The organism is Streptomyces sp. LX-29, from assembly GCF_029541745.1.
GTDB lineage: Bacteria > Actinomycetota > Actinomycetes > Streptomycetales > Streptomycetaceae > Streptomyces.
In genome coordinates this window covers 2359811-2383895 of record NZ_CP089746.1, presented here as the reverse complement: position 1 = coordinate 2383895, position 24085 = coordinate 2359811, and the positions used below count along the sequence as shown (strand labels likewise).

Below are 24085 nucleotides of genomic sequence, written 5' to 3'. Positions count from 1 at the left end.
GACCCTAGCGCCGCTAGGCGTCCCGCTTCCGCAGCAGCGCGTATCCGGCCGCGAGCGCCGCCACCACCCACAGCGCCATGATCGCGAACCCGCCCCACGGCCCGTACGGCGCGTCGTCCTCGACCGTGACCACCTGCATGATCTTCTGGCCCGCCTGGTCCGGGAGGTAGGCGCCGACCTCCTTGGTCGCCGAGACGTTGCCGAGGATGTTGGAGACCAGGAAGAAGAAGGGCATCAGCACGCCGAGGGAGAGCATCGGACTGCGCAGCATGGTGGCCACGCCCATCGAGAAGACCGTGATCAGCGTCATGTACAGGCCGCCGCCGACGACCGCGCGCAGCACCCCGGGGTCGCGCGGCTGCGCCGCGTACGGGCCCAACATCGCCTGACCGACGAAGAAGGTGATGAAGCTGGTCACCATGGACACGGCCAACGCCAGCAGTCCGGCGACCGTCACCTTGGAGAACAGGAAGGTGCCGCGCTGCGGCACGGCGGCCAGCGAGGTGCGGATCATGCCGGTGCTGTACTCGTTGGAGACCACCAGCACCCCGAAGACGATCATCGCCAGCTGGCCGAGCCCCATCCCGGCGAAGCTGACGTAGGTGGGGTCGAAGACGAGCCGGTCGCGCGCGGGCATGGTGGCGTAGTCGTTCCTGACCAGCCCGCTGATCAGCGCGCCGAGCGCGATGGTGACCACCGCCGCCACACCCAGCGTCCACACCGTGGAGCGCACCGATCTGATCTTGGTCCACTCCGACCGCAGCACCTGTCCCACGACCCCGGCCATCGCCTCACCGCTCCCGCCTCGGGGCGGACCGCGGCGGCCAGTCGCCGCCCCAGCCGCGCGCCGGACCCTCGCCCGCGGCGTGCGCGTGGTACTCCACCGACTCGGCGGTCAGCCGCATGAACGCCTCCTCCAGGGACGCGCGCTGCGGGCTCAGCTCGTGCAGCGTGATCCCCTGCGCGGCGGCCAGCTCCCCCAGCCGGGCCGCCTCGTCGCCCGCCACCTCCAGGCTGCCGTCCGCCACCGTCACCGCGGCGTACCCGGCCGAGGCCAGCGCCTCGTGCAGCCGCTCCGGCTCCGGCGACCGGATCCGCACATACGCCCGCGCGTTGCGCGCGATGAAGTCGGCCATGGAGGTGTCCGCGAGCAGCCGCCCCTGGCCGATGACCACCAGGTGTTCGGCGGTGAGGGCCATCTCGCTCATCAGATGGCTGGAGACGAAGACGGTACGCCCCTCGGCCGCCAGCTGCTTCATCAGATTGCGGATCCAGTGGATGCCCTCGGGGTCGAGGCCGTTGACCGGCTCGTCGAAGAGGAGCACCTGCGGATCGCCCAGCAGCGCGGCGGCGATCCCCAGTCGTTGGCCCATGCCCAGCGAGAACCCCTTGGTGCGCTTCTCGGCGACCGGGGTGAGGCCCACGACGTCCAGCACCTCGGAGACGCGGGCGCGGGGGATGCCGTTGCTCTGCGCCAGGCAGAGCAGATGGTTGTAGGCGCTGCGGCCGCCGTGCATCGCCTTGGCGTCCAGCAGCGCGCCGATCGACCGCAGCGGGTCGGAGAGCTGCCGGTAGTGCTTGCCGTCGATGCGGACCGTGCCGGCCGAGGGATTGTCGAGGTCGAGCATCATCCGCATCGTCGTCGACTTCCCGGCCCCGTTCGGACCCAGAAAACCCGTCACGATGCCCGGTCGGACGGTGACCGTGAGGTGGTCCACGGCGAGCCTCTCGCCGTAGTGCTTGGTCAGCCCGTCGAGCTCGATCACGCGTCCACGCTATGCGTGGGATGTGCGGGATCGCACCCGGTGTCACGCGGACGGGGTACCGGGGGTCCGCGAGGCGCCGTCATGGCCGGCCGTAGCGGCTGAGGCGGCGCTGCGCGCCGGGGCGCCCACGGCGACGAGGGGCCCGCGCCACCGTCGGTGATGGCGCGGGCCCCTCGGCCAGACAGGTGTACGGCGCGTCAGCGACCCTGCTGGGCCGGGACCCCGCGGGTGGTCTCGTCGTCGCTGGGGGAGCCGGCGGCGGCGACGGCGGCACCGGTGAGGGTGGCCAGCATCTCGCGGACGTTGGTCAGCTGGGCGTTGATGCTGTCGCGGCGGTTGGTGAGCGCCGCCAGCTCGCGCTCGGACTCGCTGCGCACCCGGTCCGCCTTGGCGTTGGCGTCGGCGACGATGTCCTCGGCCTGGCGCTGCGCGGTCTCCACGGTCTGCCGGGCCCGGCGCTCGGCGTCGGTGCGGAGCTTCTCGGCCTCCAGACGCAGCTGCTCCGCGCGGTGCTCGATCTCGGCGAGCCGCTTCTCGGCCTTGGCCTGACGCGAGGCCAGGTCGCGCTCGGACTGCTCGCGCCGCTTGGCGAGGTTGGTCTCGAAGTCCGCGGCGGCCTGGGCGGCCTTGGCGCGGGTCTCCTCGAAGAGGGAGTCCGCCTCCTCACGCTTGGACTGCGCGTCCTTCTGCGCCTCCGCGCGCAGCGTGGCCGCGTCCGCCTTCGCCTTCTCGACGATGCGGGCACCCTCGTCCTCGGCCTTCGCCTTGCGCTCGGCGGCGAACGACTCCGCGTCGTTGCGCACCTGCTGGGCCGCCGACTCGGCGAGCTCGCGGTGCTGCTCGGCGGCGCGGCGGGCCTCCTCGCGCAGGTCCTTGGCCTCCTCCTCGGCAAGCCGAAGGATCTTCTCGACGCGCGCTCCGAGGCCGGCGTAGGACGGCTCGGCGTCGGCGACCTGGGCCTGCGCGTTCTGCGTTTCGAGGTGCAGCTCCTCGATGCGCTTTTCGAGCGCGGTGATACGGGCCAGTGCGCTGTCTCGGTCGGCGACGAGCTTCGTAATGCGGTCGTCCACCTGACCGCGGTCGTATCCACGCCGCACGAGCTCGAAGCCGAAGGGGGAGGAAGTGTCGCTCATGGGGTTCCTGTCGAAAGAGACCGGTGAGGTGATAGAAGGAATCCTAGGGGTCCAAGCGGCGTGTCATCGAGTCAATGCCGGTTTGATATGGAGAATGTCCAGCCTTTTGAGTGGCGGCTTTACGCGCGAGTTGTCACCCTCCGGGATGACGGGGACGATACGCGCCCGGCGCGGCCCGGGGACGGCCTTCGCTGCGCCGCCGGGCCGTATTCCGCATGCCGGCTTGCGGGTTCATGTATGAGGAGATGAACGACCGCGTCCGCCCGAGTGACGAATTCTCGCCATGCGGGTGACCTGTTGCGTCCGTCCGGGCGACATTTTCCCATCGGATACGCGGGGAAATCCCGGCCGGGAACGGGCATACCGCCCCACGCGGCCCGGGCTCGCGCCACCCGAACGGCCGGTCAGCCGCCTCCCTAGCAGAGGAGGGCCGCCCGCGTTGTCGACGGTCGGTGCACGCGCGGGTGACGCCGCCGGAGCGGTGGACGGCGAGACCGCCCCGTGAGTGGCGAAATATCGCCGTCGGGCAACCCCCATGCGGGGTGGTTCGTTCGGTGCTGGTGTGTGGCTACGGGACCGGTGGTGCGGTGCTCCGGCGCCGTGTGGTCGCCGGTCGCGGTGATCCGGCGCGCGTGTGGCCGCCGGTCGTGGTGATCCAGCCCGTCCGGCGCGCGTGTGGTGGGGGCCGTGGGTGATCCGGCGCGCGTGTGGTCGGGGGCCGTGGTGGCTCGGCCGTCCGGGCGGTGGTCCGGGCGCTGCGCGTCCCGGTGCGGTCGGGACCGTGGTGGTTGGGCCCGTCCGGGCGGTCGTCCGGCTTTCCGGTGTGGTGGGGCGCCGGTCACCCCCGGTGGGGCGGGGTGGGGCGTTCGGCGGTGGTGCGGGGCCCCGGGACCGTCGGTCCCGGGGCCACCGGTCAGGAGCCTGACGACTTGCCGCCCGAGCGGCCGGAGCCCGCGCCCGCGCCCGCCTTCACATTGCCGTTGTCCTTGCCGCCCTTGCCCCCGCCGGAGGGGGCCTCGAAGGACTCCAGGGCCTCCAGCACGTCCTGGACGCGGGAGATCTCGGCGTTGATGTCCTCGCGGCGGCGCACCAGCTGTTCCAGCTCGCGCTTGCCCTCCTCGACGATGCGCCGGGCTTCGTCGCGCGCCTCGGCGCGCATCCGCTCGGCGTCGCGCGTGGCGTCGGCCTTCTTCTGCTCGGCCTCCTTGAGCAGCGACTCCGCCTTCTTGACGGCGGCGATGCGGACCTTGTTGGCCTCGCTGCCGGCGTCCGAGACGATCTGCTTCGCCTTCTCCTCGGCCTCCACCAGCTGGGCCGTCGCCATCGCGGCCAGCTTGTCGACGCGCTCGCCGGTGGCCTTCATCTGCTCGGCCGACTCGCGGCGTGCCCGCTCGTGCAGCTCCTCCACCTCGGACTCCACGCGAGCGCGCAGCTCGTCGGCGCGCTCCCTTATCGCGGTGGCGTCCCCGCGGGCCTCGGCCAGCATGGTGTCGGCGTCCGCGCGGGCCTTCTCCACGATGCCGGTGCCCTGGCCGGTCGCCTCGGTGACGATGCGCTCGGCCTCCTTGCGGGCGGCGCCGACCATCGTGTCCGCCTGCTCCTCGGCGGCGGTGGCGGTGCGCAGCGCCGCCTCCTGGGCCTCCTTGGCGAGCCGCTCGGCCTCACTGCTGGCCTCGCTGACCAGCCGGTCGGCCTGCTTGGCGGCCTCCGCGCGGCGCTTGTTGGCGTCCTCGCGGGCGGCGTCGCCGGTGCGCTCCGCCTCCGCGCGCGCCTCGCCGACCAGTCGCTCGGCCTCCTTGGCCGCCGCGGTGGCGGCCTTCTCGGTCTCCGCGCGGGTGCGCGTGGCGTGCTGCTGGGCGGAGTTGACCGCCTCGGCGGCCTCGCTGCGCAGCCGTTCGGCCTCGTCCGTCGCCTCGGCGATGAGCCGGTCGGCCTGCTCGGCGGCCTCCGCGCGGCGCTTGTTCCCGTCCTCGCGCGCCTCGGAGGTGAGCTTGTCCGCCTCGTTGATGGCCTCCGTGATCAGCCGGTCGGCCTGCTGCGCCGCCTCCGAACGGATGTTGTTGGCGTCGCTGCGCGCGTCCGCGCGGGTGCGCGCGGCGTCCTGCTCGGCGGTGGCGCGCGCGTCGGTGGCCTCGGTGCGCAGCTGCTGCGCCCGTGCGTTGGCGTCGGAGACCACCCGCTCGGCCTCGGCGCGCATCCGCTTGGCGTCGCTCGTGGCCTCGGAGGTGAGCTTCTCCGCCTCCTTGGCGGCCTCCGCGATGAGCCGGTCGGCCTGCTCCGCGGCCTCGCTGCGGCGCTTGTTGGCGGCCTCGCGCGCCTCGGTGTCCATCCGCTCGGCCTCGGCCCGCACCCGCTCGGCCTCGCCGGTGGCCTCGGAGACCAGCCGCTCCGCCTCCGCCGTGGCCGCGGTGACCAGCCGCTCGCCCTCGTTCGTGGCCTCGGCGATGAGCCGGTCCGCCTGCTCCGCGGCGTCGGTGCGCCGCTTGTTGGCCGCCTCCCGCGCCTCGGTCGTGAGCCGCTCGGCCTCGGCGCGCAGCCGCTCCGCCTCCGCGGTGGCGTCGGCGAGCAGCCGCTCGGCCTCGTTGGTGGCCTCGGTGACCAGCAGGTCCGCCTGCTCGGCGGCGTCGGTGCGCCGCTTGTTGGCCTCCTCGCGGGACTCGGTGCGCAGCCGGTCCGCCTCGGTGATGGCCTCCGTGACCGTACGCTCCGCCAGCGACTCGGCGGCCTCGAGCTCCTGCTGGGCCTCGGCGCGCAGCCGGACGGCGTCCTCGGCGGCCCGCTCCCGCTCCGCGTGCGCGTCGGCGCGGACCCGGTCCGCCTCCTCCTGCGCCTCGGTGCGGGTGCGCTGCGCCGCGTGCTCGGCCGCCGAGCGCAGCCCGGCGATCTCCTCCTCGGCCTGCTCGTGCAGCCCGGTGACGGAGTCCCGCACCTGCTGGGCGGTCTGCTCGGCCGCGGCGACCAGCTCGGTGGCGCGCTCCTCGGCCTCGTCGACCAGCCGCTGCGCCTCCTCCTGTGCCTCGGCGACCCGCTTGCGGGCGGTCGCCAGCAGCTCCTCGCTCTGCTCGCGGGCCCGCTCACGCTCCTGCTGGGCCTCGTCGCGCGCGTCGCCCAGCAGCTTCTCGGCCTCGCGGCGGCGCCGGGCGGCCTCCTCCTGGGCGGCGCCCAGCGCCTCGGCGGCCTCGGCGCCCAGCCGCTCGGCGGCGGCCTTGGCCTCCGCGCGGACCCGGTCGGCGCTCTCCTGCGCCTCGGTGCGCAGCCGCTCGGCCTCCGCGGCCGCCTCGGTGCGCAGCCGGCCCGCGGCCGCCTCGCCCTCGGCGCGGGCGGTGGAGGCGTCCTCGGTGGCCTCGGCGCGCAGCCGGTCGGCCTCCGCCTCGGCCTGCTCCTGAAGGGCGCGCATGCGCTCCGCGGCCTCGCCGCGCAGCCGCTCGGTCTCCTCGCCGGCCTCCCGGCGCAGCCGCTCCGCCTCGGTCCGCGCCTCGCGCAGCGCCTCCTCGGCGGCGGCGACCCGCGCCTCCGCCTCCTGGTGCCGCCGGGACAGCTCGGCCTCGGCCTCGGTGCGCCGCGCGGTCAGCGCCGCCTCGGTCTCCTCGCGCAGCCGCGCCGCGGCGTCCGCCGCCTCCGACCGCACCCGGCCGGCCTGCTCCTCGGCCGTGGAGACCAGCTCCTCGGCCTCCTCACGGGCCCGCTCCAGGGTCTCCTCGGCCTGCTTGCGCAGCCCCGAGGCGCGCTCGGCGGCCTCGGACCGCACCCGCTCGCTCTCGGCGGTGGCGCCGGTGCGGGTCTCCTCCGCGTCCGCCTTGGCCTTGGTCAGCAGCTCCTCAGCGGTGCCGGCGGCCTCCTCGATCTGCTGGACGGCCTCGCGGCGCGCCTCGGCGCGGATCCGCTCGCCCTCCTCGGCCGCCTCCGCGCGCAGCGCCTCGGCCTCGCCGCGCAGCCGTCGGGCCTCCTCCTGGAGCTCGACGGTCTTGGCGCGGTACTCCTTGGTGTCGTCCTGAGCGGTGCCCTTGAGCTGCTCGGCGGTGTCGTGCGCCTCGGCACGCAGCCGGTCCGCCTCCGCCTCGGCCTCCCGCCGCAGCCGCTCGGCCTCCTCGGCGGCCGCCCTGGTGGTGGCGCGGGCGTCCTCGGACGCCTTGGTCAGCACCTCCTCGGCGGTACGGGCGGCCTTGGCCAGCTGCGCCGCCGAGTCCTCGGCGGCCTTCGCGCGGGCGGCCTCCTGCGCCTCGGCGAGCACCCGCTCCGCCTCCGCGCGGGCGTCGTCGCGCACCTGCTCGGCCTCGGCCTTGAGCGCCTCGGCGCTCTTGGTGGCCTCGCCCACCAGCCGGGCGATCTCCACCTTGGCGGTGCGGCTGCGCTGCTCGTTGTCGGTCTCGGCGGCCGAAAGCCGCTGGGTCGCCGCGTCCTTGGCCTCGGCGAGCAGCTTCTCGGCCTCCGCCCGCGCCCGGCGCAGCGCCTCGTCGGCCTCCTGCATCCGGGCCTCGGCGGTCCGGGTCAGCTCGGCCGCCTGCTGCCGTGCCTGGTCGGACTCGGCGGTGGTGGCGGAACGCAGCTGCTCGGCGTGGTCGGTGGCCTCCTGGGCCTGCGCCCCGGCCGCGTTGAGCATGCGCTCGGCGTCGCTGCGGGCGCGGCGCAGGATCGCCTCCGCCTCGGCGCGCGCGGCCTCCGCCTCGGAGCCCATCCGCTGCCGGGTCTGCTCCGCCAGCCGCTGCGCCTCCGCGCGGGCGGTCGCCAGCGCGTGCTCGGCCTCGGCCCGCGACTCGTCCATCAGTCGGCGGGCCTGCGCCTCGGTGCGGGCCCGCAACTGCTCGGCCCAGGCCACGTTCTCGTTGACGTGCGACTCGACGGTGGAGCGCCGCTCGGCGAGCTCCTCGTCCAGCCGCTGCCGCCGGGCCACCGCCTCGGCGTGCAGCTCGGACTCCAGCCGCGCCTGTCGCTCGGCGTGCTCCTGGAGCAGCCGCTGCGTCTGGGCGCGGGCGTCCCGCACCTCACGCTCGGCGTCCGCGCGGATCTGGTCGGCCTGCGCCTGGGCGTTACGCAGCAGCTGCTCGGCCTGGTAGCCGAGATCGGCGCTGTCGTAGGCGGGACGGGTCATCAGGGTGCGGCGCGCCTCATGCAGCTTGGCGCGCAACACCTCGACCTGGTAGCCGAGGTCGTCGGCGTGCTGGACGGCCTTCTCCCGCTCCGTCTTCAGCCGCTCCATCTCGGCCTCGAACTTCGCGAGGTGGTCGTCAGGCTCGTAGCGGTCGTAGCCCCGCACAGCGCGGTCCCATCCGTCCCCTGGTCGCGTTGGCAGCCGGCTCCGTTCCTGCGTACTTCTCGTACGTGAGGTCGTAACGGAGCTGGCCCTTCCGAAGAAATGGTGTCAGATCATCGGCAAAGCTTGGGCCGGGCCCCGTAGCTGATCCCGTCTCCCGTTCCCGCACCCCGGCCGAGCCTGCACTCTACCGGCAGGGGAAGGGGTAGGTCAGTGCTCCGCCCCGGTGGGTGGCGCGGCCGTCACCAGTTCCGTCAGCACGCCATGGCAGTCCTTGGGGTGGAGGAAGGTGATGCGGGAGTCCATGGAGCCGCGCCGCGGCTGGTCGTAGAGGACCCGGATGCCCTTCTCGCGGATGGCCTCCGAGTCCCCGTCGACGTCCGCGGTGCCGAAGGCGATGTGGTGCACGCCCTCGCCGTTCTTGGCCAGCCACTTGCCGACCGCGGAGTCCTCGCGGGTCGGTTCGAGCAGCTGCAGGTAGGAGGCGCCGCCGTCGGAGGTCTCGTTGATCTTCAGCATGGCCTCGCGCACGCCCTGCTCCTCGTTGACCTCGCTGTGGAACACCTCGAAGCCGTACGTGGCACGGTAGAACTCGACGGTCTTGTCGAGGTCGAAGCAGGCGATCCCGATGTGGTCGATTCGCGTCAGCATGGTCCCAGTCCACCGCTCGCGGCTCCGATTACGCAACGTGCGCGCGATCACACCTACGGCCCGGTGACCCGACGGGTACCGCTCAGTACATTGACGGTAACCCTCGTTAACTTCCTTCTTCTCGTGGAAGGGGCAGCACCATGACCTCTGGTTCTGGTTCCCATGGTTCTACCTCCGTGATCGTCGCGGGCGCCCGGACGCCCATGGGCCGCCTGCTCGGCAGCCTGCGCTCCTTCTCCGGGACGGACCTCGGCTCCATCGCCATCAAGGCGGCCCTCGACCGGGCCGGCATCGGCGGCGACCAGGTGCAGTATGTGATCATGGGGCAGGTGCTGCAGGCCGGCGCCGGCCAGATCCCGGCCCGGCAGGCGGCGGTCAAGGCGGGCATCCCGATGAACGTGCCCGCGCTGACCATCAACAAGGTCTGCCTCTCCGGCCTGGACGCCATCGCGCTGGCCGACCAGCTCATCCGCGCCGGCGAGTTCGACGTGATCGTGGCCGGCGGCCAGGAGTCGATGACCAACGCGCCGCACCTGCTGCCCAAGTCGCGTGAGGGCTACAAGTACGGCGCGATCGAGATGCTCGACGCCATGGCGTACGACGGGCTCACCGACCCCTTCGACGGCATCGCGATGGGCGCGTCCACCGAGCGCCACAACAGCCGGCTGGGCATCAAGCGGGAGGAGCAGGACGAGGTCTCCGCGCTCTCCCAGCAGCGGGCCGCCGCGGCGCAGAAGAACGGGATCTTCGAGGCCGAGATCACCCCGGTGGAGATCCCGCAGCGCAAGGGCGAACCGGTGATCTTCTCGAAGGACGAGGGCATCCGCGGCGACACCACCGTCGAGAGCCTGGCCAAGCTGCGCCCCGCCTTCGACAAGAACGGGACGATCACCGCCGGCTCCTCCTCGCAGATCTCCGACGGCGCCGCCGCGGTCGTGGTCATGAGCAAGGCCAAGGCCGAGGAGCTGGGCCTGGACTGGATCGCCGAGATCGGCGCCCACGGCAACGTGGCCGGCCCGGACAACTCGCTCCAGTCGCAGCCGTCCAACGCGATCCTGCACGCGCTCGGCAAGGAGGGCCTGTCCGTCGAGGACCTCGACCTCATCGAGATCAACGAGGCGTTCGGGGCGGTCACCGTCCAGTCAATGAAGGACCTCGGAGTCTCCTCCGAAAAGGTGAACGTCAACGGCGGTGCGATCGCCCTGGGTCACCCGATCGGCATGTCCGGCGCCCGGCTCGTGCTCCACCTGGCGCTGGAGCTGAAGCGGCGCGGCGGCGGGGTCGGCGCGGCCGGGCTCTGCGGCGGCGGCGGTCAGGGCGACGCGCTGATCATCCGAGTGCCGCAGAAGTGACAGGGGCGCTCGGCGCCGTGCCGGGTAACGCGGCGCGGCGCCGAGTGGTTCGGCGTGGCGCCGAGCGGCCTCCGGTGGCGCGGCGCGGCGAGCGCTGACGGAGCAGAGCGGACCGGAAGTGGCACGGATGTAGCCAGAAGCGGCACTGACGTAGCAGGGTCGGTCCTGAAACGGTCGTAGTCAGTCGTACGAGTGTGTGGAACGGAGCGCTGATGGTTGACGTCCCCGAGCTGGTGGAGCAGGCACGCCAGGGTCGGCCGCGAGCCGTGGCCCGGCTGATCTCCCTGGTGGAGGGGGCGTCTCCGCAGCTGCGCGAGGTCATGGCCGCGTTGGCGCCGCTCACCGGCGGCGCCTACGTGGTCGGGCTGACCGGCTCGCCCGGCGTCGGCAAGTCCACCACCACGTCCGCCCTGGTCACCGCCTATCGGCGGGCCGGCAAGCGGGTCGGGGTGCTGGCCGTCGACCCCTCCTCGCCGTTCTCCGGCGGGGCGCTGCTCGGCGACCGGGTGCGGATGAGCGATCACGCCTCCGACCCCGGCGTCTACATCCGGTCCATGGCCACCCGCGGCCACCTCGGCGGCCTCGCCTGGGCCGCCCCCCAGGCCATCCGGGTGCTGGACGCGGCCGGCTGCGACGTGGTGCTGGTGGAGACCGTGGGCGTCGGCCAGTCCGAGGTGGAGATCGCCGCCCAGGCCGACACCAGCGTGGTGCTGTTGGCCCCCGGCATGGGGGACGGGATCCAGGCCGCCAAGGCCGGCATCCTGGAGATCGGCGATCTCTACGTGGTCAACAAGGCCGACCGGGACGGCGCCGACGCGACCGCGCGGGAACTCAACCACATGCTCGGCCTCGGCGAGTCCCGCGGCCCCGGCGACTGGCGGCCGCCGATCGTCAAGACCGTCGCCGCGCGCGCCGAGGGGATCGACGAGGTCGTCGAGGCCCTGGAGAAGCACCGCGCCTGGATGGAGGAGCGCGGTGTGCTCGCCGAGCGGCGGCTGCGGCGCGCCTCCGGCGAGGTCGAGACCATCGCCGTGACGGCCCTGCGTCAGCGCATCGGCGACCTGCACGGCGACCGGCGGCTGGACGCGCTGGCGGAGCGGATCGTCGGCGGCGAGCTGGATCCGTACGCGGCGGCGGACGAGCTGGTGGACGGGCTCACGCAGGGCTGATCCGGCCCGGTGGAGCCGGTCACCCCGGGCCCGCGGGGCCCGGGGGCGCCCTCTTCCGCCGCCGAGGGGGGTGTACCGGCGGTGGCGTCGGACGGGTCAGTCGTCCGAGTCGTCGCCCCGCTCGGCGTCCGTGATCTGGGTGACCTTGCCCGTCTTCAGGTCCACGCGCAGCTCGTGCTCCTTGCGGTCCTTGCCCTGGACCTCGACCTCCCAGGCGTGCCGCGCGCCCTCGTCGTCGAGGTCGACCGAGGTGACCGTGCCGTAGGAGGCGGCGGCGCGGGCGGCCTCGGCAGCGTCGATCCGCGCGCCCTTGAGGGCGGCGAGCTCGGCGCTGGCCTCCGCGCGGTCCTCGGCGGACTCCGCGCGGTCCTCCCGCTGGTCGTCGCGGTCCTCCCGCCGGTCGTCGTCGCGGTCGTCGTGCCGGTCGTCGTCGCGGTCGGCGGTGACGGACGGCGCGGAGACGTGCGGGTCGTCCCCCGCGACGGCGAAGGCCGTGGCCGTGCCGCCGCCGACGAGGACGGCCACGACGATGCCGGCGATGACGATGTTGCGCTTCATGGTTGCTCCTCCCGAGCCGTTCGAACCCCGGTGGTCCGAACGAGGTGTCACCACCGTGCCGGGCGGATGCTGAAGCCAGGCTGAAGGAGCCTGAAGGGCTCTTCAGGTCGGGTTTGGCATCGTGGGCGCATGCGTTTGCTGATCGTGGAGGATGAGAAGCGGCTCGCGTTGTCCCTGGCCAGGGGGCTGACGGCCGAGGGCTTCGCCGTGGACGTGGTGCACGACGGGCTGGAAGGGCTGCACCGCGCGGGCACGGGAACGTACGACCTGGTCGTCCTCGACATCATGCTGCCCGGCATGAACGGCTACCGGGTCTGCTCGGCGCTGCGCGCCGCCGGCCACGAGGTGCCGATCCTGATGCTGACCGCCAAGGACGGGGAGTACGACGAGGCCGAGGGGCTGGACACCGGAGCCGACGACTATCTCACCAAGCCGTTCTCGTACGTCGTGCTGCTGGCCCGGGTGCGCGCGCTGCTGCGCCGCCGCGGGCCCGGCGCCTCGCCCGTGCTGCGGCTGGGGCGGCTGGCGGTCGACCGCGGCGCCCGGCGGGTGGAGCGGGACGGGACGGCCGTGCAGTTGACCGCCAAGGAGTTCGCGGTCCTGGAGCAGCTGGCGGTGCGCCCCGGAGAGGTCGTCTCCAAGGCCGAGATCCTGGAGCACGTCTGGGACTTCGCCTACGAGGGGGATCCCAACATCGTCGAGGTCTACATCAGCGCCCTGCGCCGGAAGCTGGGGCCCGGGCTGATCGAGACCGTGCGCGGCGCCGGCTATCGGCTGGTGAGCGGTGGCTAGGTGGTTCGGCTCCGTCCGGGCGCGGGCCGCGCTCGGGGCCACGCTGGTGGTCGCCGTCGCCCTGGTCGCCGCCGGCCTGGCGGTGCTCGGGGTGCTCCGGGCCAACCTGCGCGACCAGACGCAGCTTCAGGCTCACGTCGACGCGCGTCAGGTCGCCGCGCGGATCGCCACCGGCACCGCCTTCGACCGACTCTCGCTGGACGAGGAGCCGCCGGTGCAGGTGGTGGACGAGGCGGGGCGGGTACGGGCGGTCAGCGATGACCTGGAGGCGATCGACGGGACCGGCAGCGCCTCCGTACGGCCCACGAGCGCCCCGCCGGCGCCGGCCGACGAAAGCTCCGGCCGCGATGACCGCGATGACGACGGGGCCGAAAACGATGCCGACGATACCGACGACGAGGCGCCCGCCGGCCCGGGGGAGATCTCCAAGGACGTGCGCTTCACCACCGGCTCCGCCGCCGTGGACGGCGAGTCGGGTGACTACCGCTTCGCCGCGGTGCGCGCGGCCACGCCGGACGGGGTGGCGGTCACCGTCTACGCCGGGGCGCCGCTGGCCACCGAGCGGAACGCGGTCGGCTCGGTGCGCGACGCGATGCTCATCGGGCTGCCGCTGCTGCTGGCGGTGGTGGCGGCCGTGACCTGGCTGGTGACGCGGCGGGCGCTGCGGCCGGTCGAGGGGATCCGGCGCGAGATGGCCGCGATCACGGCGAGCACGGACCTGACGCGTCGGGTTCCGGAGCCGGAGGCGCGGGACGAGGTCGCGGCGCTGGCGCGCACCACCAACGAGACGCTGGCCGCGCTGGAGACGGCCGTGGAGCGGCAGCGGCGGTTCGTCGCCGACGCCTCCCACGAGCTGCGCTCGCCCATCGCCAGCCTGCGCACCCAGCTGGAGGTGGGGGCCGCGCACCCCGAGCTGCTGGACGTGGACGGGGCCGTGGAGGACGTGGTGCGGCTCCAGCGGCTGGCGGCCGACCTGCTGTTGCTGGCCCGGCTGGACGCCGGCGAGCGCCCGCCGCCGGCCGCCCGGGTGGCACTGGCCCAGCTGGTGCGCGAGGAGCTCGCCCAGCGCGTCGGCGACCGCGTTCCGGTACGCACCGGCGAGCTGCCCGGGGTGGAGGTCGCCGGCTCGCACAGCCAGCTCGCGCGCGTGCTGGGCAACCTTCTGGACAACGCCCAGCGGCATGCGCGGGGCGAGGTGCGGGTGGAGCTGCGGCGGGTGGCCGGCGAGCGGCCCGCGGTGGTGCTGTCGGTCGCCGACGACGGCGACGGCGTGCCGCCCGGCGACCGCGAGCGCGTCTTCGAGCGTTTCGTCCGGCTGGACGACGCCCGCGCCCGCGACGACGGCGGCGCCGGCCTCGGCCTGGCCATCGCCCGCGACGTCGCCCGCCGCCACGGCGGAGACCTCACGCTGCGCGAGTCCCCCACCGGTGGGGCCCTGTTCGAACTCCGCCTCCCCGAGGAGCGCTCCTGACCCGCCCCGGTCACCCCCGGGGAGGGTGCACGGCGACGGCGGAGCCGGGCGGCGGGAGCCGAGGGTGTCCCCATGCCGCGTGCCAGCGCGGCGCAGGCCGGCGTGGTGGGTACCCCCCCGCATCCCGCCGCAACGGCGACCGGCCACGACGGTGGAGCCCGGCGGTGCCGAACCCACCGTCGTAGCGACGACGAGCCCGAGGGGCGACCCCTCGCCCGGGAGCGCGAGGGGCACCCCTCACCGGTCGTGGCCGCCCACGGGGCGAGGCGGCTACCGCTGGTTGCGCAGGTGGTCCGCCACCGGCGTCAGCGACGCCCGCAGGGCCTGGAGGTCGGCGGGGTCCAGCAGGTCGATGAAGTGCCTGCGTACGGAGGCGACATGGTGCGGCGCGACGGTGCGCATGGTCTCCCAGCCGTGGTCGGTCAGCACGGCGTAGAGTCCCCGCCGGTCGGACTCGCAGTTCTCGCGGCGCACCAGACCGGCGTTCTCCATGCGGGTGATCTGGTGGGAGAGCCGGCTCTTGGACTGGAGCGTGGCCGCGGCGAGGTCGCTCATCCGCATCCGGTGGTCCTCGGACTCGGAGAGGTTGACCAGGATCTCGTAGTCGTTGTTGGTCAGACCGAATGGCTGGAGGTCACGTTCGAGCTGGTGCATCAACAGCCTGCTGACGTCCAGATGGGCACGCCAGGCGCGCTGTTCGTCGTCGCTGAGCCAGCGTGTGCCGTTCTCGGTCTCCATAGGATGTATTCTACCTAGAGAAGTTGAATTTCGAACCAATGGATGTGTCGGACTAGAGGTCACTCGTTCGACGTTACACTCCGCACGCTGTCGCTTACGAACCGGTACCCCCGCTCGCTCCCGTCGGCTGCTCCGGCATCACCGTTTCGCTGGACTGGAGCAGCACCGTACCCGCGCCGGTGAACTCGAACTGGTGCTCCTCGCCCGAGGCTCCACCCCACCCGGTGTGCGCGCGGATGCCGCCGAGGAAGCCCCGCAGGTACTGGTGGTCGTAGTGGTGGCAGGGGGAGGGGCAGTCCGCCCAGCCGACCAGCGCCTGGGGATCCACCCGGATCGGCGGCTCGACGAAGACCACCGGGCCGTTGGAGGCCGCCACGAAGGTGCCGGTGCCGATGAGCGTGAGAAAGCCCGGCACGATGGACTGCTTGAGCGCCAGCGAGGTCTGGAAGGCCAGCAGATTGCCGGAGCGGATGGTCAGGTTGCCGTCGTCCAGGTCGTAGGAGTTGACGTCGAACGCCCGGTCCGCGAGCACCATCTTGCCCCGTCCCTCGGCCACCACCCAGTCCGCGGCGTGCAGCGGTGAGTGGAAGCTGCCGGCGATCAGCCGGTCCAGCCGGCCGAGCCCCACGCCGTGGAAGTCGATCTGCCCGTAGTAGGCGATCATCTTCCCCTTCTGGAGGAACCACTGGCCGTCCAGCGCCACGCTGAAGGCGTACGGGTTGACGTTGTCGTTGGTCGGGAGCGAGTGCGCGTCGTGGATGACGGGACCGCTGACGGCCGGACCGCTCACAGCTTCTCCTCCGATGCCTGGACGTACACCGTGCCGGTGCCGGACAGCTCCAGCTGGAAGCCCTCGCCCGAGCCGCGGCCCACCATCTCCCGCCAGCCGATCGCGGTCGAGAGCCGGTTGCGCACCTCGCCGCGGTGCGCGACGTACGCCTGCGGGTCGACGTGGACCGGGCGGCCCGGGGTGATCCCGAGCTCGATCACCCCGCCGTGCGCCATGACCGCCACCGAACCGTTGCCCTCCAGGGTGGTGGTGAACAGGCCCTGGCCGGTGACCTGACCGCGCACCATGCCCATCACCCCACCCTGCGCGCCCAGGAACATCGTGCCCTGGCGCAGCGTGCCGTCGAAGGCCAGCAGTCGGTCGGCTTCCACGTGGAGGGTCTCGCCCCACAGGTCGACGACGTGCACGTGGTGGCCGCCGTGGCCGAACATCACCGTGCCGCTGCCCTCGACGACCATCAGCGGGGTCGCCTCGCCGGCGACCCGCCGCCCGATCATGCCCAGCACCCCGCCCTGGCCGCCGGTGACGCTGGGGGTGAACCGCACGTCCCCCTGGTAGGCCAGCATCGCGCCGCGCTGGCTGAACAGCTTCTGCCCCGGCGCCAGCTGCGCCTGGACCATCCGCGAGTTGAGCGCCGTGAAGGCCATCAGGTCTCGCCCCCGATCGTGTTCCGCTCGCTCGGCTGCACGTAGACCAGGCCGTCCCCCTCGAAGCGGATCTGGAACGACTCGCCGGAGCCCTCGCCGATGACGGTGCGGAAGGTGACCCCGGACTGGAAGTGCTGCTTGAGGTTCCCGGTGTGCGCGATGTACGCGCCCGGGTCGACCTGGAGCGGGGTCTGCGGGGTCACCCGCAGCACCACCGCCGTGCCGTCGGAGATGATCGCCGCCTGGCCCGTCCCCTCGACGGTGGTGGTGAACAGGCCGTTGCCCTGGGAGGAGCCGCGCAGCCCGGTGAAGGTGGTGCCGCTGCGCAGCGCCGCGTCCGCGCACAGCAGGTTGCTCGCCTCCACATGGAGCTTCTCCCCGTGCAGCGTCACCAGGTTGATCTCGCTCGCGCGGTCAGCGAAGTAGCAGGTGCCATGCCCTCTCACCTCCATGACGTCCATCTGCTCGCCGGTGAGCCGCCGCGTCACCATGCCGCGCAGCCCCTCACCCCCGCCGGTCTTCTTCTTGAAGGTCATCTCGCCCTCGTACGCGACCATGGATCCGTTCTTCGCCCGCACGGAGTCCCCGGTCATGTCGACGGCGAGCACCTTGCTCCCCTGGAGCCGAAACTGAGCCACGGATCCGACGGTAGACCCCCGGGCGGTGATCGTCGGGGTGGCTGCGACAATGGATCGAGCTTGTGAACCCAAGCACAAGCTGCTGTCCCATCGCCCCCCGCCACCGAAGGTGCCCGCTCCATGGACTTCAAGACCGCCACCGCGCTGCGTCGGCTCCGACTGGTCTCCGCGCCCGAGGCCGTGTCCTTCCTGCTGCTGCTCGTCTGCTCGGTACTCAAGCGCACCACCGAGTTCAACGCGGTGAAGCCGATGGGCTGGGTGCACGCCGTGCTGTTCATCCTCTATGTGCTCTTCTGGCTGGACGCCTGGAACCGCACCAAGTGGTCGCTGAAGACCGCCGCGATCTACTTCGCGCTCGCCGTCCTGCCCGCCGGTGGCTTCTTCGCCGAGCGCATGCTGAAGCGCGAGGCCGAGGCCAGCGTGATCGCCGCCCGGGCCCGCAAGGAAGGCATCGTCAACGCATGATCGTCGCGTTCTCGGTCACCCCGCTGGGCGTCGGCGAGGACGTGGGGGAGTACGTCGCCGACGCCGTGCGCGTCGTCCGCGAGTCCGGGCTCCCGAACCGCACCGATGCGATGTTCACCTCCATCGAGGGCGAGTGGGACGAGGTCATGGACGTCGTCAAGCGCGCCGTCGCCGCCGTGGAGGCCCGCGCCCCGCGCGTCTCGGTCGTCCTGAAGGCCGACATCCGCCCGGGCGTCACCGACGGTCTGACCTCCAAGGTCGAAACGGTCGAACGGCACCTGTCCGCGTAGCCGACGGACGCGCGGCGCGTCCAACCATCCTCACTCGAACGGGTGGTCGCCTCTGGGCGACCACCCGTTCGGTGCTTTTCCGGTCCTACGGTCGTTTCATGGTCACTTCACACCATGAAGCGGCACACCCCGGCGGGAGACACCTGGAGGAAGCTGATGCCGCGTACGTACTTCCCCGGCAGGGGCACACTCATCGAGCAGACCTTCCTGGAGGGCAAGGCCGAGGGATGGGCCAAGGGGCGGAAGGAGGAGCGCGCGCAGGCGATCCAGCGGGTGCTGGACCATCGGGGGATCCTCACCACTCCCGAACAGCGCAGGACCATCGCCGACTGCCCCGACCTGGAGCGTCTGGGGCGCTGGCTGGACCGCGCGCTCACCGTCTCCACGGTTGAGGATCTCTTCCGCGACGGGGACTGAGGCCACCGCCCGCGCGGGAGGGGCGGCATCTCGCCACGGTCCTTCCCGCGCGGGCCGATCCCCGCCCGTCCATTTAGCGAGACTCAGCCGCCCGGCATATGACCGGCCGGTAGGGTCGTATCCGTGGCCAAACCGCTGAGTCTGCCCTTCGATCCCATCGCCCGCGCCGACGAGCTCTGGAAGCAGCGCTGGGGAGCCGTGCCGTCCATGGCCGCCATCACCTCGATCATGCGGGCGCAGCAGATCCTGCTGGCGCAGGTGGACGCGGTGGTCAAGCCGTACGGCCTGACCTTCCCCCGGTATGAGGCGCTGGTGCTGCTCACCTTCTCCAAGGCCGGGGAGCTCCCCATGTCCAAGATCGGCGAGCGGTTGATGGTGCACCCGACCTCGGTCACCAACACCGTCGACCGGCTGGTGAAGTCGGGTCTGGTGGACAAGCGGCCCAACCCCAACGACGGCCGCGGCACGCTCGCCTCGATCACCGAGAAGGGGCGTGAGGTCGTCGAGGCGGCCACCCGCGACCTGATGGAGATGGACTTCGGGCTCGGGGCGTACTCCGACGAGGAGTGCGTGGAGATCTTCTCGATGCTGCGGCCGCTGCGGATCGCGGCCGAGGACTTCACCCAGCGGTGAGCGGGGGGCGACCCGCTCGAAGATCGCGCAATTCGGGTCGTTACGCTCATCGGCATGAAGCAGAATGTGCTGACTCGCTACCGCGTGATGGCGTACGTCACCGCCGTGTGGCTGCTGGTTTTCACCGGCGCGATCATCTTGAAGTACGGCTTCGAGACCGGCGACACCATGGTGATCTCGCAGATCCACGGCGTGCTCTTCATCATCTACGTGATCTTCGCCTTCGATCTGGGCTCCAAGGCGAAGTGGCCGATGGGCAAGCTGCTCTGGGTGCTGCTCGTCGGCTGTATCCCGGTCGCCGCCTTCTTCGTCGAGCCGCGGGTGACCCGCGAGGTCAAGCCGCTGATCGAGACCGATTCCCCCGCGGTCGCCCAGGTCTGACCGCGGCACGCGCCACACCGCCGTACACACGTACGGCGGTCAGCCATCGACATTTACTAGGACGTCCTAGTAAATTCGAAGGCATGGACGCTCACGCGATCGAAGAGGGCCGCCGGCGCTGGCAGGCTCGGTATGACTCCGCGCGCAAGCGCGACGCCGACTTCACCACGCTCTCCGGAGATCCCGTCGAGCCCGTCTACGGCCCCGCCCCGGGTGACTCCGTCGAGGGCTTCGAGCGGATCGGCTGGCCCGGTGAGTTCCCGTACACCCGTGGCCTGTATCCGACCGGCTACCGGGGCCGGACCTGGACCATCCGCCAGTTCGCCGGCTTCGGCAACGCCGAGCAGACCAACGAGCGCTACAAGATGATCCTGGCCGCGGGCGGCGGCGGCCTCTCGGTGGCCTTCGACATGCCCACCCTCATGGGCCGGGACTCCGACGACCCCCGCTCGCTGGGCGAGGTCGGCCACTGCGGCGTCGCCATCGACTCGGCCGCCGACATGGAGGTCCTGTTCAAGGACATCCCGCTGGGCGACGTCACCACCTCGATGACGATCTCCGGGCCGGCGGTGCCGGTGTTCTGCATGTACCTGGTCGCCGCCGAGCGGCAGGGTGTGGACACCTCCGTACTCAACGGCACCCTCCAGACCGACATCTTCAAGGAGTACATCGCGCAGAAGGAGTGGCTCTTCCCGCCCGAGCCGCACCTGCGCCTGATCGGCGACCTGATGGAGCACTGCGCCGCGGGCATCCCGGCGTACAAGCCGCTCTCGGTCTCCGGCTACCACATCCGCGAGGCGGGCGCCACGGCCGCGCAGGAGCTGGCCTACACCCTCGCCGACGGCTTCGGCTATGTGGAGCTGGGCCTCTCCCGCGGCCTGGACGTGGACGTCTTCGCCCCCGGCCTGTCCTTCTTCTTCGACGCGCACCTCGACTTCTTCGAGGAGATCGCCAAGTTCCGCGCGGCCCGTCGGATCTGGGCCCGCTGGATGCGGGACGTGTACGGCGCGAAGAGCGAGAAGGCGCAGTGGCTGCGCTTCCACACCCAGACGGCCGGCGTGTCGCTCACCGCGCAGCAGCCGTACAACAACGTGGTCCGCACCGCCGTCGAGGCGCTGGCCGCCGTCCTGGGCGGCACCAACTCGCTGCACACCAACGCCCTGGACGAGACCCTCGCCCTCCCCAGCGAGCAGGCCGCCGAGATCGCGCTGCGCACCCAGCAGGTGCTGATGGAGGAGACCGGCGTCATCAACGTCGCCGACCCGCTGGGCGGCTCCTGGTACGTGGAGGCGCTGACCGACCGGATCGAGGCCGACGCCGAGAAGATCTTCGACCAGATCAAGGAGCGCGGCCGGCGCGCGGTGCCGGACGGCCGGCACCCCATCGGGCCGATGACCTCCGGCATCCTCCAGGGCATCGAGGACGGCTGGTTCACCGGCGAGATCGCCGAGTCCGCCTTCCGCTACCAGCAGGCGTTGGAGAAGGGCGAGAAGAAGGTCGTCGGCGTCAACTGCCACCACGGCTCGGTCACCGGCGACCTGGAGATCCTCCGGGTCAGCCACGAGGTCGAGCGGGAGCAGGTGCGGGAGCTGGCGGCCCGCAAGTCGGCCCGCGACGACGCCCGGGTGGAGGCCGCGCTGAAGGACATGGTGGCCGCGGCCCGGGACGGCTCCAACATGATCGCGCCGATGATGGACGCGGTCCGCGCCGAGGCCACGCTCGGCGAGATCTGCGGCGCCCTGCGCGAGGAGTGGGGCGGTTACACGGAGCCGGCCGGCTTCTGAGGCTCAGCCCGCCGCGGGGTCGTCGCCCCCGCGCTCCGCGGCGGGGTCGTTCGCCGTCGTGGCGGGGATGGCCCCCGCCGCGGCGGCGAGTCCGTGGATGAGGAGGGTGGCGAAGGCCCGCACCCACTCCTCGTCCACCCGCTCCGCGCTGACCATCGCGCGGTGCACCACGGCCCCCGCGATCACGTCGAAGATGAGGTCGACGGTGCGGGCGGAGACCTCGGGGGACTCCTCGCGCGGCAGTTCGCCGCGCGCCTGGGCGCGCTCCCGACCGAGCAGAACCAGACACTTCTGACGCTCGACCAGGGCGGTGCGGATCCGCTGCCGCAGGTCCTCGTCCCGGGTGGCCTCGGCCACCACCGCCATCAGCGCCATGCCGGTCTCCGGGCGCTCCAGCAGCGCGGCGAACTGCAGCACCACGGCCTCGATGTCGGCCTGCAGGCTGCCGAGGTCGGGCAGGTCCAGGTTCTCCTCGAAGACCGCGGCGACCGCGTCCACCACCAGCTCGTGCTTGCTCGCCCAGCGGCGGTACAGCGTGGTCTTGGCGACCCCGGCGCGCGCCGCGACATCGCCCATGGTCAACTTGGACCAGCCGAGCTCCACCAGCGCGGCGCGAGTCGCCTCCAGGATGGCCCGGTCGGCCTCGGCGCTGCGAGGGCGGCCGGGGCGTGCGGCGCCGGTGCGCGGGGTGGACGGGGTCATGGCCGTGACGATACCCGTCAGTAGCTCAGCTGCCGCCGGCCGGAATCCGTGAGGCAGATCACCGAGGCGGGGGCGCGCGCGGGGCCGCGTTGCAGTTACGCTACGGCTCGTAGCGTAAGAGCGACAGCCACTGGCGCCAGGTGGGGACCCGGCGCAGCAACTTCGTCTTGCCCGGATAGCGACCTCGCACGCCCGCGTGGGGACCTATCGCGTGTACCGACGTATCGACCGCGCTTTTGCCGTACTTTTCCGAAGACCGCGCGGAAGGGGGAGGATGTACTCATGCAGCCACGGAACATGTCCATGAGTGGAGTGGTCGACCTCGCCGCGGTGAAGGCGGCCGGGGAAGCGAAGCAGAAGGCGGAGCAGGCACGCGCCGCCGCCGCGCGCAACGGCGTCTCCGCCGCCCCCTCCCGTCTGGTCGTCGACGTCGACGAGGCGAGCTTTCAGCAGGAGGTCCTGCAGCGCTCCACCGAGGTCCCGGTCGTCATCGACTTCTGGGCGGAGTGGTGCGAGCCGTGCAAGCAGCTCGGTCCGGTGCTGGAGCGGCTCGCCCAGGAGTACGCCGGGCGGTTCGTGCTCACCAAGATCGACGTCGACGCCAACCAGATGCTCTTCCAGCAGTTCGGCGTGCAGGGCATCCCCGCGGTCTTCGCGGTGGTGGCCGGCCAGCCGCTGCCCCTCTTCCAGGGCGCCGCGCCCGAGGGGCAGATCCGCCAGGTGCTGGACCAGCTGATCGCCGCCGCCGAGCAGCAGTTCGGCATCGTCGGCGCGCCGGTCGACCCGGACGCGCAGGGCGAGGAGCCGACCGCCCCGGCGCGGCCGGCCGGCCCGCACGACGGCGCGCTCTCCGCCGCGCACGACGCGCTGGATGCCGGTGATCTGAGCGGCGCCGTCCGGGCGTACCAGAACGTGCTCGTCGACGACCCCGGCAACGCCGAGGCCGCGTTGGGCCTGGCCCAGGCCCAACTGCTGGAGCGGGTGCAGGGGATGGACGCGCAGGCGGTCCGCACCGCGGCCGCCGACCGTCCGACCGACACGGCGGCGCAGCTCGCCGCCGCCGACCTCGACCTGGTGGGCGGCCATGTGGAGGACGCCTTCGGGCGGTTGGTCGACACCGTGCGGCGCACCGTGGGTGAGGACCGCGAGCGGGCGCGGGTGCATCTGCTGGAGCTGTTCGAGGTGATCGGAGCGGACGACCCGCGCGTGGTCACCGCCCGTAGCGCGCTGGCCCGCGTCCTGTTCTGACCGCAGCTTCTCCACACCGTACGGCGGCCGCGCTTTACCAAAACTTGGTAATCGCGGCCGCTGTTACTGGCAGTAAATAACTGCCTCCTCTTTATGGGTTCTTGAGGTATATCTCCCCATCTTTCCCGCGTTGCTCCGGCGACCGTGTGTGTCCACTCTCCATGGCGTCGCAGGAGTCCGGTTATCCGTTCGTTACTCGCTAGTAATGAACCCCTTGTGCCTCAGCCGGGAATGGACCACGATCGGCCAAGCTCGGTCCATCCCCGACGCCCGGCAGCCGGTCGGCGCGGCGGTGCGGTGGGTCCCCACCGGGCGAGGCCGGCGGCAGTGGCGCCGGCCTTGGACAGGGGGGTCTCTGCCAGGACGGCAGGGCCTGTCCAGCAGGTTGCGCGAGAGCGTGGCCAGTGGTTGTCGCTCGGGGGTGATCGCCGGCGATGTCGGGTGCGTTCGGGCATCCGGGGTCCGGGCGCTCTCCTTCCCGAGGACGTAGCACTTCTCCCATCCCAGCCGGCGGCCATGGCGTCCCCGGCCGGAGATGTACGTCCGAGAAGGAGGACAGTTATGCAGTCCGTGGCTCGTGGCGGGACCAGATGGAAGCGGTTCGCCGTCGTCATGGTTCCGAGCGTTGCGGCTACGGCCGCGATCGGTGTCGCCGTTGCCCAGGGCGCGCTCGCGGCGTCGTTCAGCGTGTCCGGCCAGAACTTCAAGGTCTCCGCCGGCCAGTTGGAAGGCCGGGGCTTCGTCCAGTACGGAGCGCTGGAGACGCAGCACGGCGGCAAGAAGATCCCGGTCGCGGTCTCCGCGTTCAAGAGCGCTGAGATCAGGGACCTCTGCCAGTCGGTGGTCATCCCGGTTCCGCTCTTCGGCGATGTGTCGCTGAAGCTGTCGGCCGGCACCAACGGCAAGAAGGTCGAGGCGAAGAACCTCTACATCGACCTCGACCAGCTCGACGCGGACGCCACGTTCCGGAACATCAACATCGGTGTGGCGGCTGCCGACTCCAGCAAGGGTCCCGGCATCAACAAGGGTGACGCCGCCCTTCCCAACGGATTCGCTCAGGAAGCCGACGAGGTCTCGCTGAGCGACGTCAAGCAGACCGCCTGGGCGACCAGCGCGGGCACCTTCAAGCTCTCCGGCCTCTCGCTGAAGGTCAGCAAGGGCAAGCACGAGTGCTTCTGATGCGCTGAGCGCGGGTGGGGGGTCGTCTTC

Annotated in this window: 23 protein-coding genes; 12 read left to right on the top strand and 11 right to left on the bottom strand. The window is 72.2% G+C overall.

Annotated elements, in window-relative coordinates; translation table 11 throughout:
* Window positions 1-13 precede the first annotated feature (13 nt).
* The 5 genes from LRS74_RS10035 to mce form a co-directional block, all read right to left on the bottom strand.
* Window positions 14-787: an ABC transporter permease gene (locus tag LRS74_RS10035; protein WP_277740678.1), complete on the bottom strand. Its 774-nt coding sequence runs from the start codon at window positions 785-787 to the stop codon at window positions 14-16.
* Between the two features lie 4 nt (window positions 788-791).
* On the bottom strand, window positions 792-1766 hold the full coding sequence (locus LRS74_RS10030; protein WP_277740677.1) for an ATP-binding cassette domain-containing protein: 975 nt from the start codon (window positions 1764-1766) through the stop codon (window positions 792-794).
* 197 nt (window positions 1767-1963) lie between these two features.
* A complete protein-coding gene (locus LRS74_RS10025; RefSeq protein ID WP_144381572.1) occupies window positions 1964-2899 on the bottom strand; it encodes a cellulose-binding protein in 936 nt (311 codons plus the stop codon).
* 913 nt (window positions 2900-3812) lie between these two features.
* Complete coding sequence (scy, locus tag LRS74_RS10020; RefSeq protein ID WP_277744685.1) at window positions 3813-8096, bottom strand: polarized growth protein Scy; 4284 nt, start codon at window positions 8094-8096, stop codon at window positions 3813-3815.
* A 264-nt stretch (window positions 8097-8360) separates the two neighbouring features.
* On the bottom strand, window positions 8361-8801 hold the full coding sequence (gene mce / locus LRS74_RS10015; RefSeq protein ID WP_277740676.1) for a methylmalonyl-CoA epimerase: 441 nt from the start codon (window positions 8799-8801) through the stop codon (window positions 8361-8363).
* A 140-nt stretch (window positions 8802-8941) separates the two neighbouring features.
* Here mce and LRS74_RS10010 point away from each other — a divergent pair, with 140 nt between their 5' ends.
* Entirely contained in the window at window positions 8942-10153 is a 1212-nt protein-coding gene (locus LRS74_RS10010; protein ID WP_277740675.1) for an acetyl-CoA C-acetyltransferase, read from the top strand.
* 212 nt (window positions 10154-10365) lie between these two features.
* The gene (gene meaB, locus LRS74_RS10005; protein WP_277740674.1) at window positions 10366-11322 is read left to right on the top strand and encodes a methylmalonyl Co-A mutase-associated GTPase MeaB; all 957 of its coding nucleotides are present in this window, start codon (window positions 10366-10368) and stop codon (window positions 11320-11322) included.
* A 96-nt stretch (window positions 11323-11418) separates the two neighbouring features.
* Here the strand turns inward: meaB and LRS74_RS10000 are convergent, their stop codons facing one another.
* Window positions 11419-11880 carry a PepSY domain-containing protein gene (locus LRS74_RS10000; protein ID WP_277740673.1) on the bottom strand — a complete coding sequence of 154 codons (462 nt, stop codon included), beginning with the start codon at window positions 11878-11880 and terminating at the stop codon, window positions 11419-11421.
* A 129-nt stretch (window positions 11881-12009) separates the two neighbouring features.
* On the opposite strand from LRS74_RS10000, the gene LRS74_RS09995 reads away from it, so the two are divergent.
* Both LRS74_RS09995 and LRS74_RS09990 read left to right on the top strand, forming a co-directional pair.
* Window positions 12010-12672: a response regulator transcription factor gene (locus LRS74_RS09995; RefSeq protein WP_277740672.1), complete on the top strand. Its 663-nt coding sequence runs from the start codon at window positions 12010-12012 to the stop codon at window positions 12670-12672.
* The gene (locus LRS74_RS09990) at window positions 12665-14143 is read left to right on the top strand and encodes a HAMP domain-containing sensor histidine kinase (protein ID WP_277740671.1); all 1479 of its coding nucleotides are present in this window, start codon (window positions 12665-12667) and stop codon (window positions 14141-14143) included. Before LRS74_RS09995 ends, LRS74_RS09990 begins: the two co-directional genes overlap by 8 nt.
* Window positions 14144-14413: 270 nt before the next feature.
* On the opposite strand, the gene LRS74_RS09985 is transcribed toward LRS74_RS09990, so the two are convergent.
* The 4 genes from LRS74_RS09985 to LRS74_RS09970 form a co-directional block, all read right to left on the bottom strand.
* Window positions 14414-14881: a MarR family transcriptional regulator gene (locus LRS74_RS09985; RefSeq protein WP_144381580.1), complete on the bottom strand. Its 468-nt coding sequence runs from the start codon at window positions 14879-14881 to the stop codon at window positions 14414-14416.
* A gap of 94 nt (window positions 14882-14975) precedes the next feature.
* Window positions 14976-15671, bottom strand: a complete 696-nt coding sequence (locus tag LRS74_RS09980; RefSeq protein WP_277740670.1) for an AIM24 family protein — start codon at window positions 15669-15671, stop codon at window positions 14976-14978.
* On the bottom strand, window positions 15668-16318 hold the full coding sequence (locus tag LRS74_RS09975) for an AIM24 family protein (protein WP_277740669.1): 651 nt from the start codon (window positions 16316-16318) through the stop codon (window positions 15668-15670). The genes LRS74_RS09980 and LRS74_RS09975 overlap by 4 nt, the downstream gene beginning before the upstream one ends.
* A complete protein-coding gene (locus tag LRS74_RS09970; RefSeq protein WP_277740668.1) occupies window positions 16318-16956 on the bottom strand; it encodes an AIM24 family protein in 639 nt (212 codons plus the stop codon). Before LRS74_RS09970 ends, LRS74_RS09975 begins: the two co-directional genes overlap by 1 nt.
* Before the next feature lie 120 nt (window positions 16957-17076).
* Here LRS74_RS09970 and LRS74_RS09965 point away from each other — a divergent pair, with 120 nt between their 5' ends.
* The 6 genes from LRS74_RS09965 to LRS74_RS09940 all read left to right on the top strand — a co-directional run bounded on the left by LRS74_RS09965 (window position 17077) and on the right by LRS74_RS09940 (window position 20926).
* Entirely contained in the window at window positions 17077-17421 is a 345-nt protein-coding gene (locus LRS74_RS09965) for a DUF3817 domain-containing protein (protein ID WP_277740667.1), read from the top strand.
* Window positions 17418-17711: an MTH1187 family thiamine-binding protein gene (locus tag LRS74_RS09960; protein ID WP_014176340.1), complete on the top strand. Its 294-nt coding sequence runs from the start codon at window positions 17418-17420 to the stop codon at window positions 17709-17711. Before LRS74_RS09965 ends, LRS74_RS09960 begins: the two co-directional genes overlap by 4 nt.
* Window positions 17712-17825: 114 nt before the next feature.
* A complete protein-coding gene (locus tag LRS74_RS09955) occupies window positions 17826-18128 on the top strand; it encodes a hypothetical protein (protein ID WP_277740666.1) in 303 nt (100 codons plus the stop codon).
* 123 nt (window positions 18129-18251) lie between these two features.
* Window positions 18252-18761, top strand: coding sequence for a MarR family transcriptional regulator (locus tag LRS74_RS09950; RefSeq protein ID WP_277740665.1), 510 nt, complete (start codon window positions 18252-18254; stop codon window positions 18759-18761).
* A 54-nt stretch (window positions 18762-18815) separates the two neighbouring features.
* Window positions 18816-19142 carry a DUF3817 domain-containing protein gene (locus LRS74_RS09945; protein WP_277740664.1) on the top strand — a complete coding sequence of 109 codons (327 nt, stop codon included), beginning with the start codon at window positions 18816-18818 and terminating at the stop codon, window positions 19140-19142.
* Between the two features lie 83 nt (window positions 19143-19225).
* Window positions 19226-20926 (top strand): methylmalonyl-CoA mutase family protein, encoded by a 1701-nt coding sequence (locus LRS74_RS09940; protein ID WP_277740663.1) that lies wholly within the window; start codon window positions 19226-19228, stop codon window positions 20924-20926.
* A gap of 3 nt (window positions 20927-20929) precedes the next feature.
* On the opposite strand, the gene LRS74_RS09935 is transcribed toward LRS74_RS09940, so the two are convergent.
* Window positions 20930-21628: a TetR/AcrR family transcriptional regulator gene (locus LRS74_RS09935; RefSeq protein ID WP_277740662.1), complete on the bottom strand. Its 699-nt coding sequence runs from the start codon at window positions 21626-21628 to the stop codon at window positions 20930-20932.
* A gap of 282 nt (window positions 21629-21910) precedes the next feature.
* Here LRS74_RS09935 and LRS74_RS09930 point away from each other — a divergent pair, with 282 nt between their 5' ends.
* Complete coding sequence (locus tag LRS74_RS09930) at window positions 21911-22876, top strand: tetratricopeptide repeat protein (protein WP_277740661.1); 966 nt, start codon at window positions 21911-21913, stop codon at window positions 22874-22876.
* 561 nt (window positions 22877-23437) lie between these two features.
* Window positions 23438-24055, top strand: coding sequence for a DUF6230 family protein (locus LRS74_RS09925; protein WP_277740660.1), 618 nt, complete (start codon window positions 23438-23440; stop codon window positions 24053-24055).
* Window positions 24056-24085: the final 30 nt, after the last annotated feature.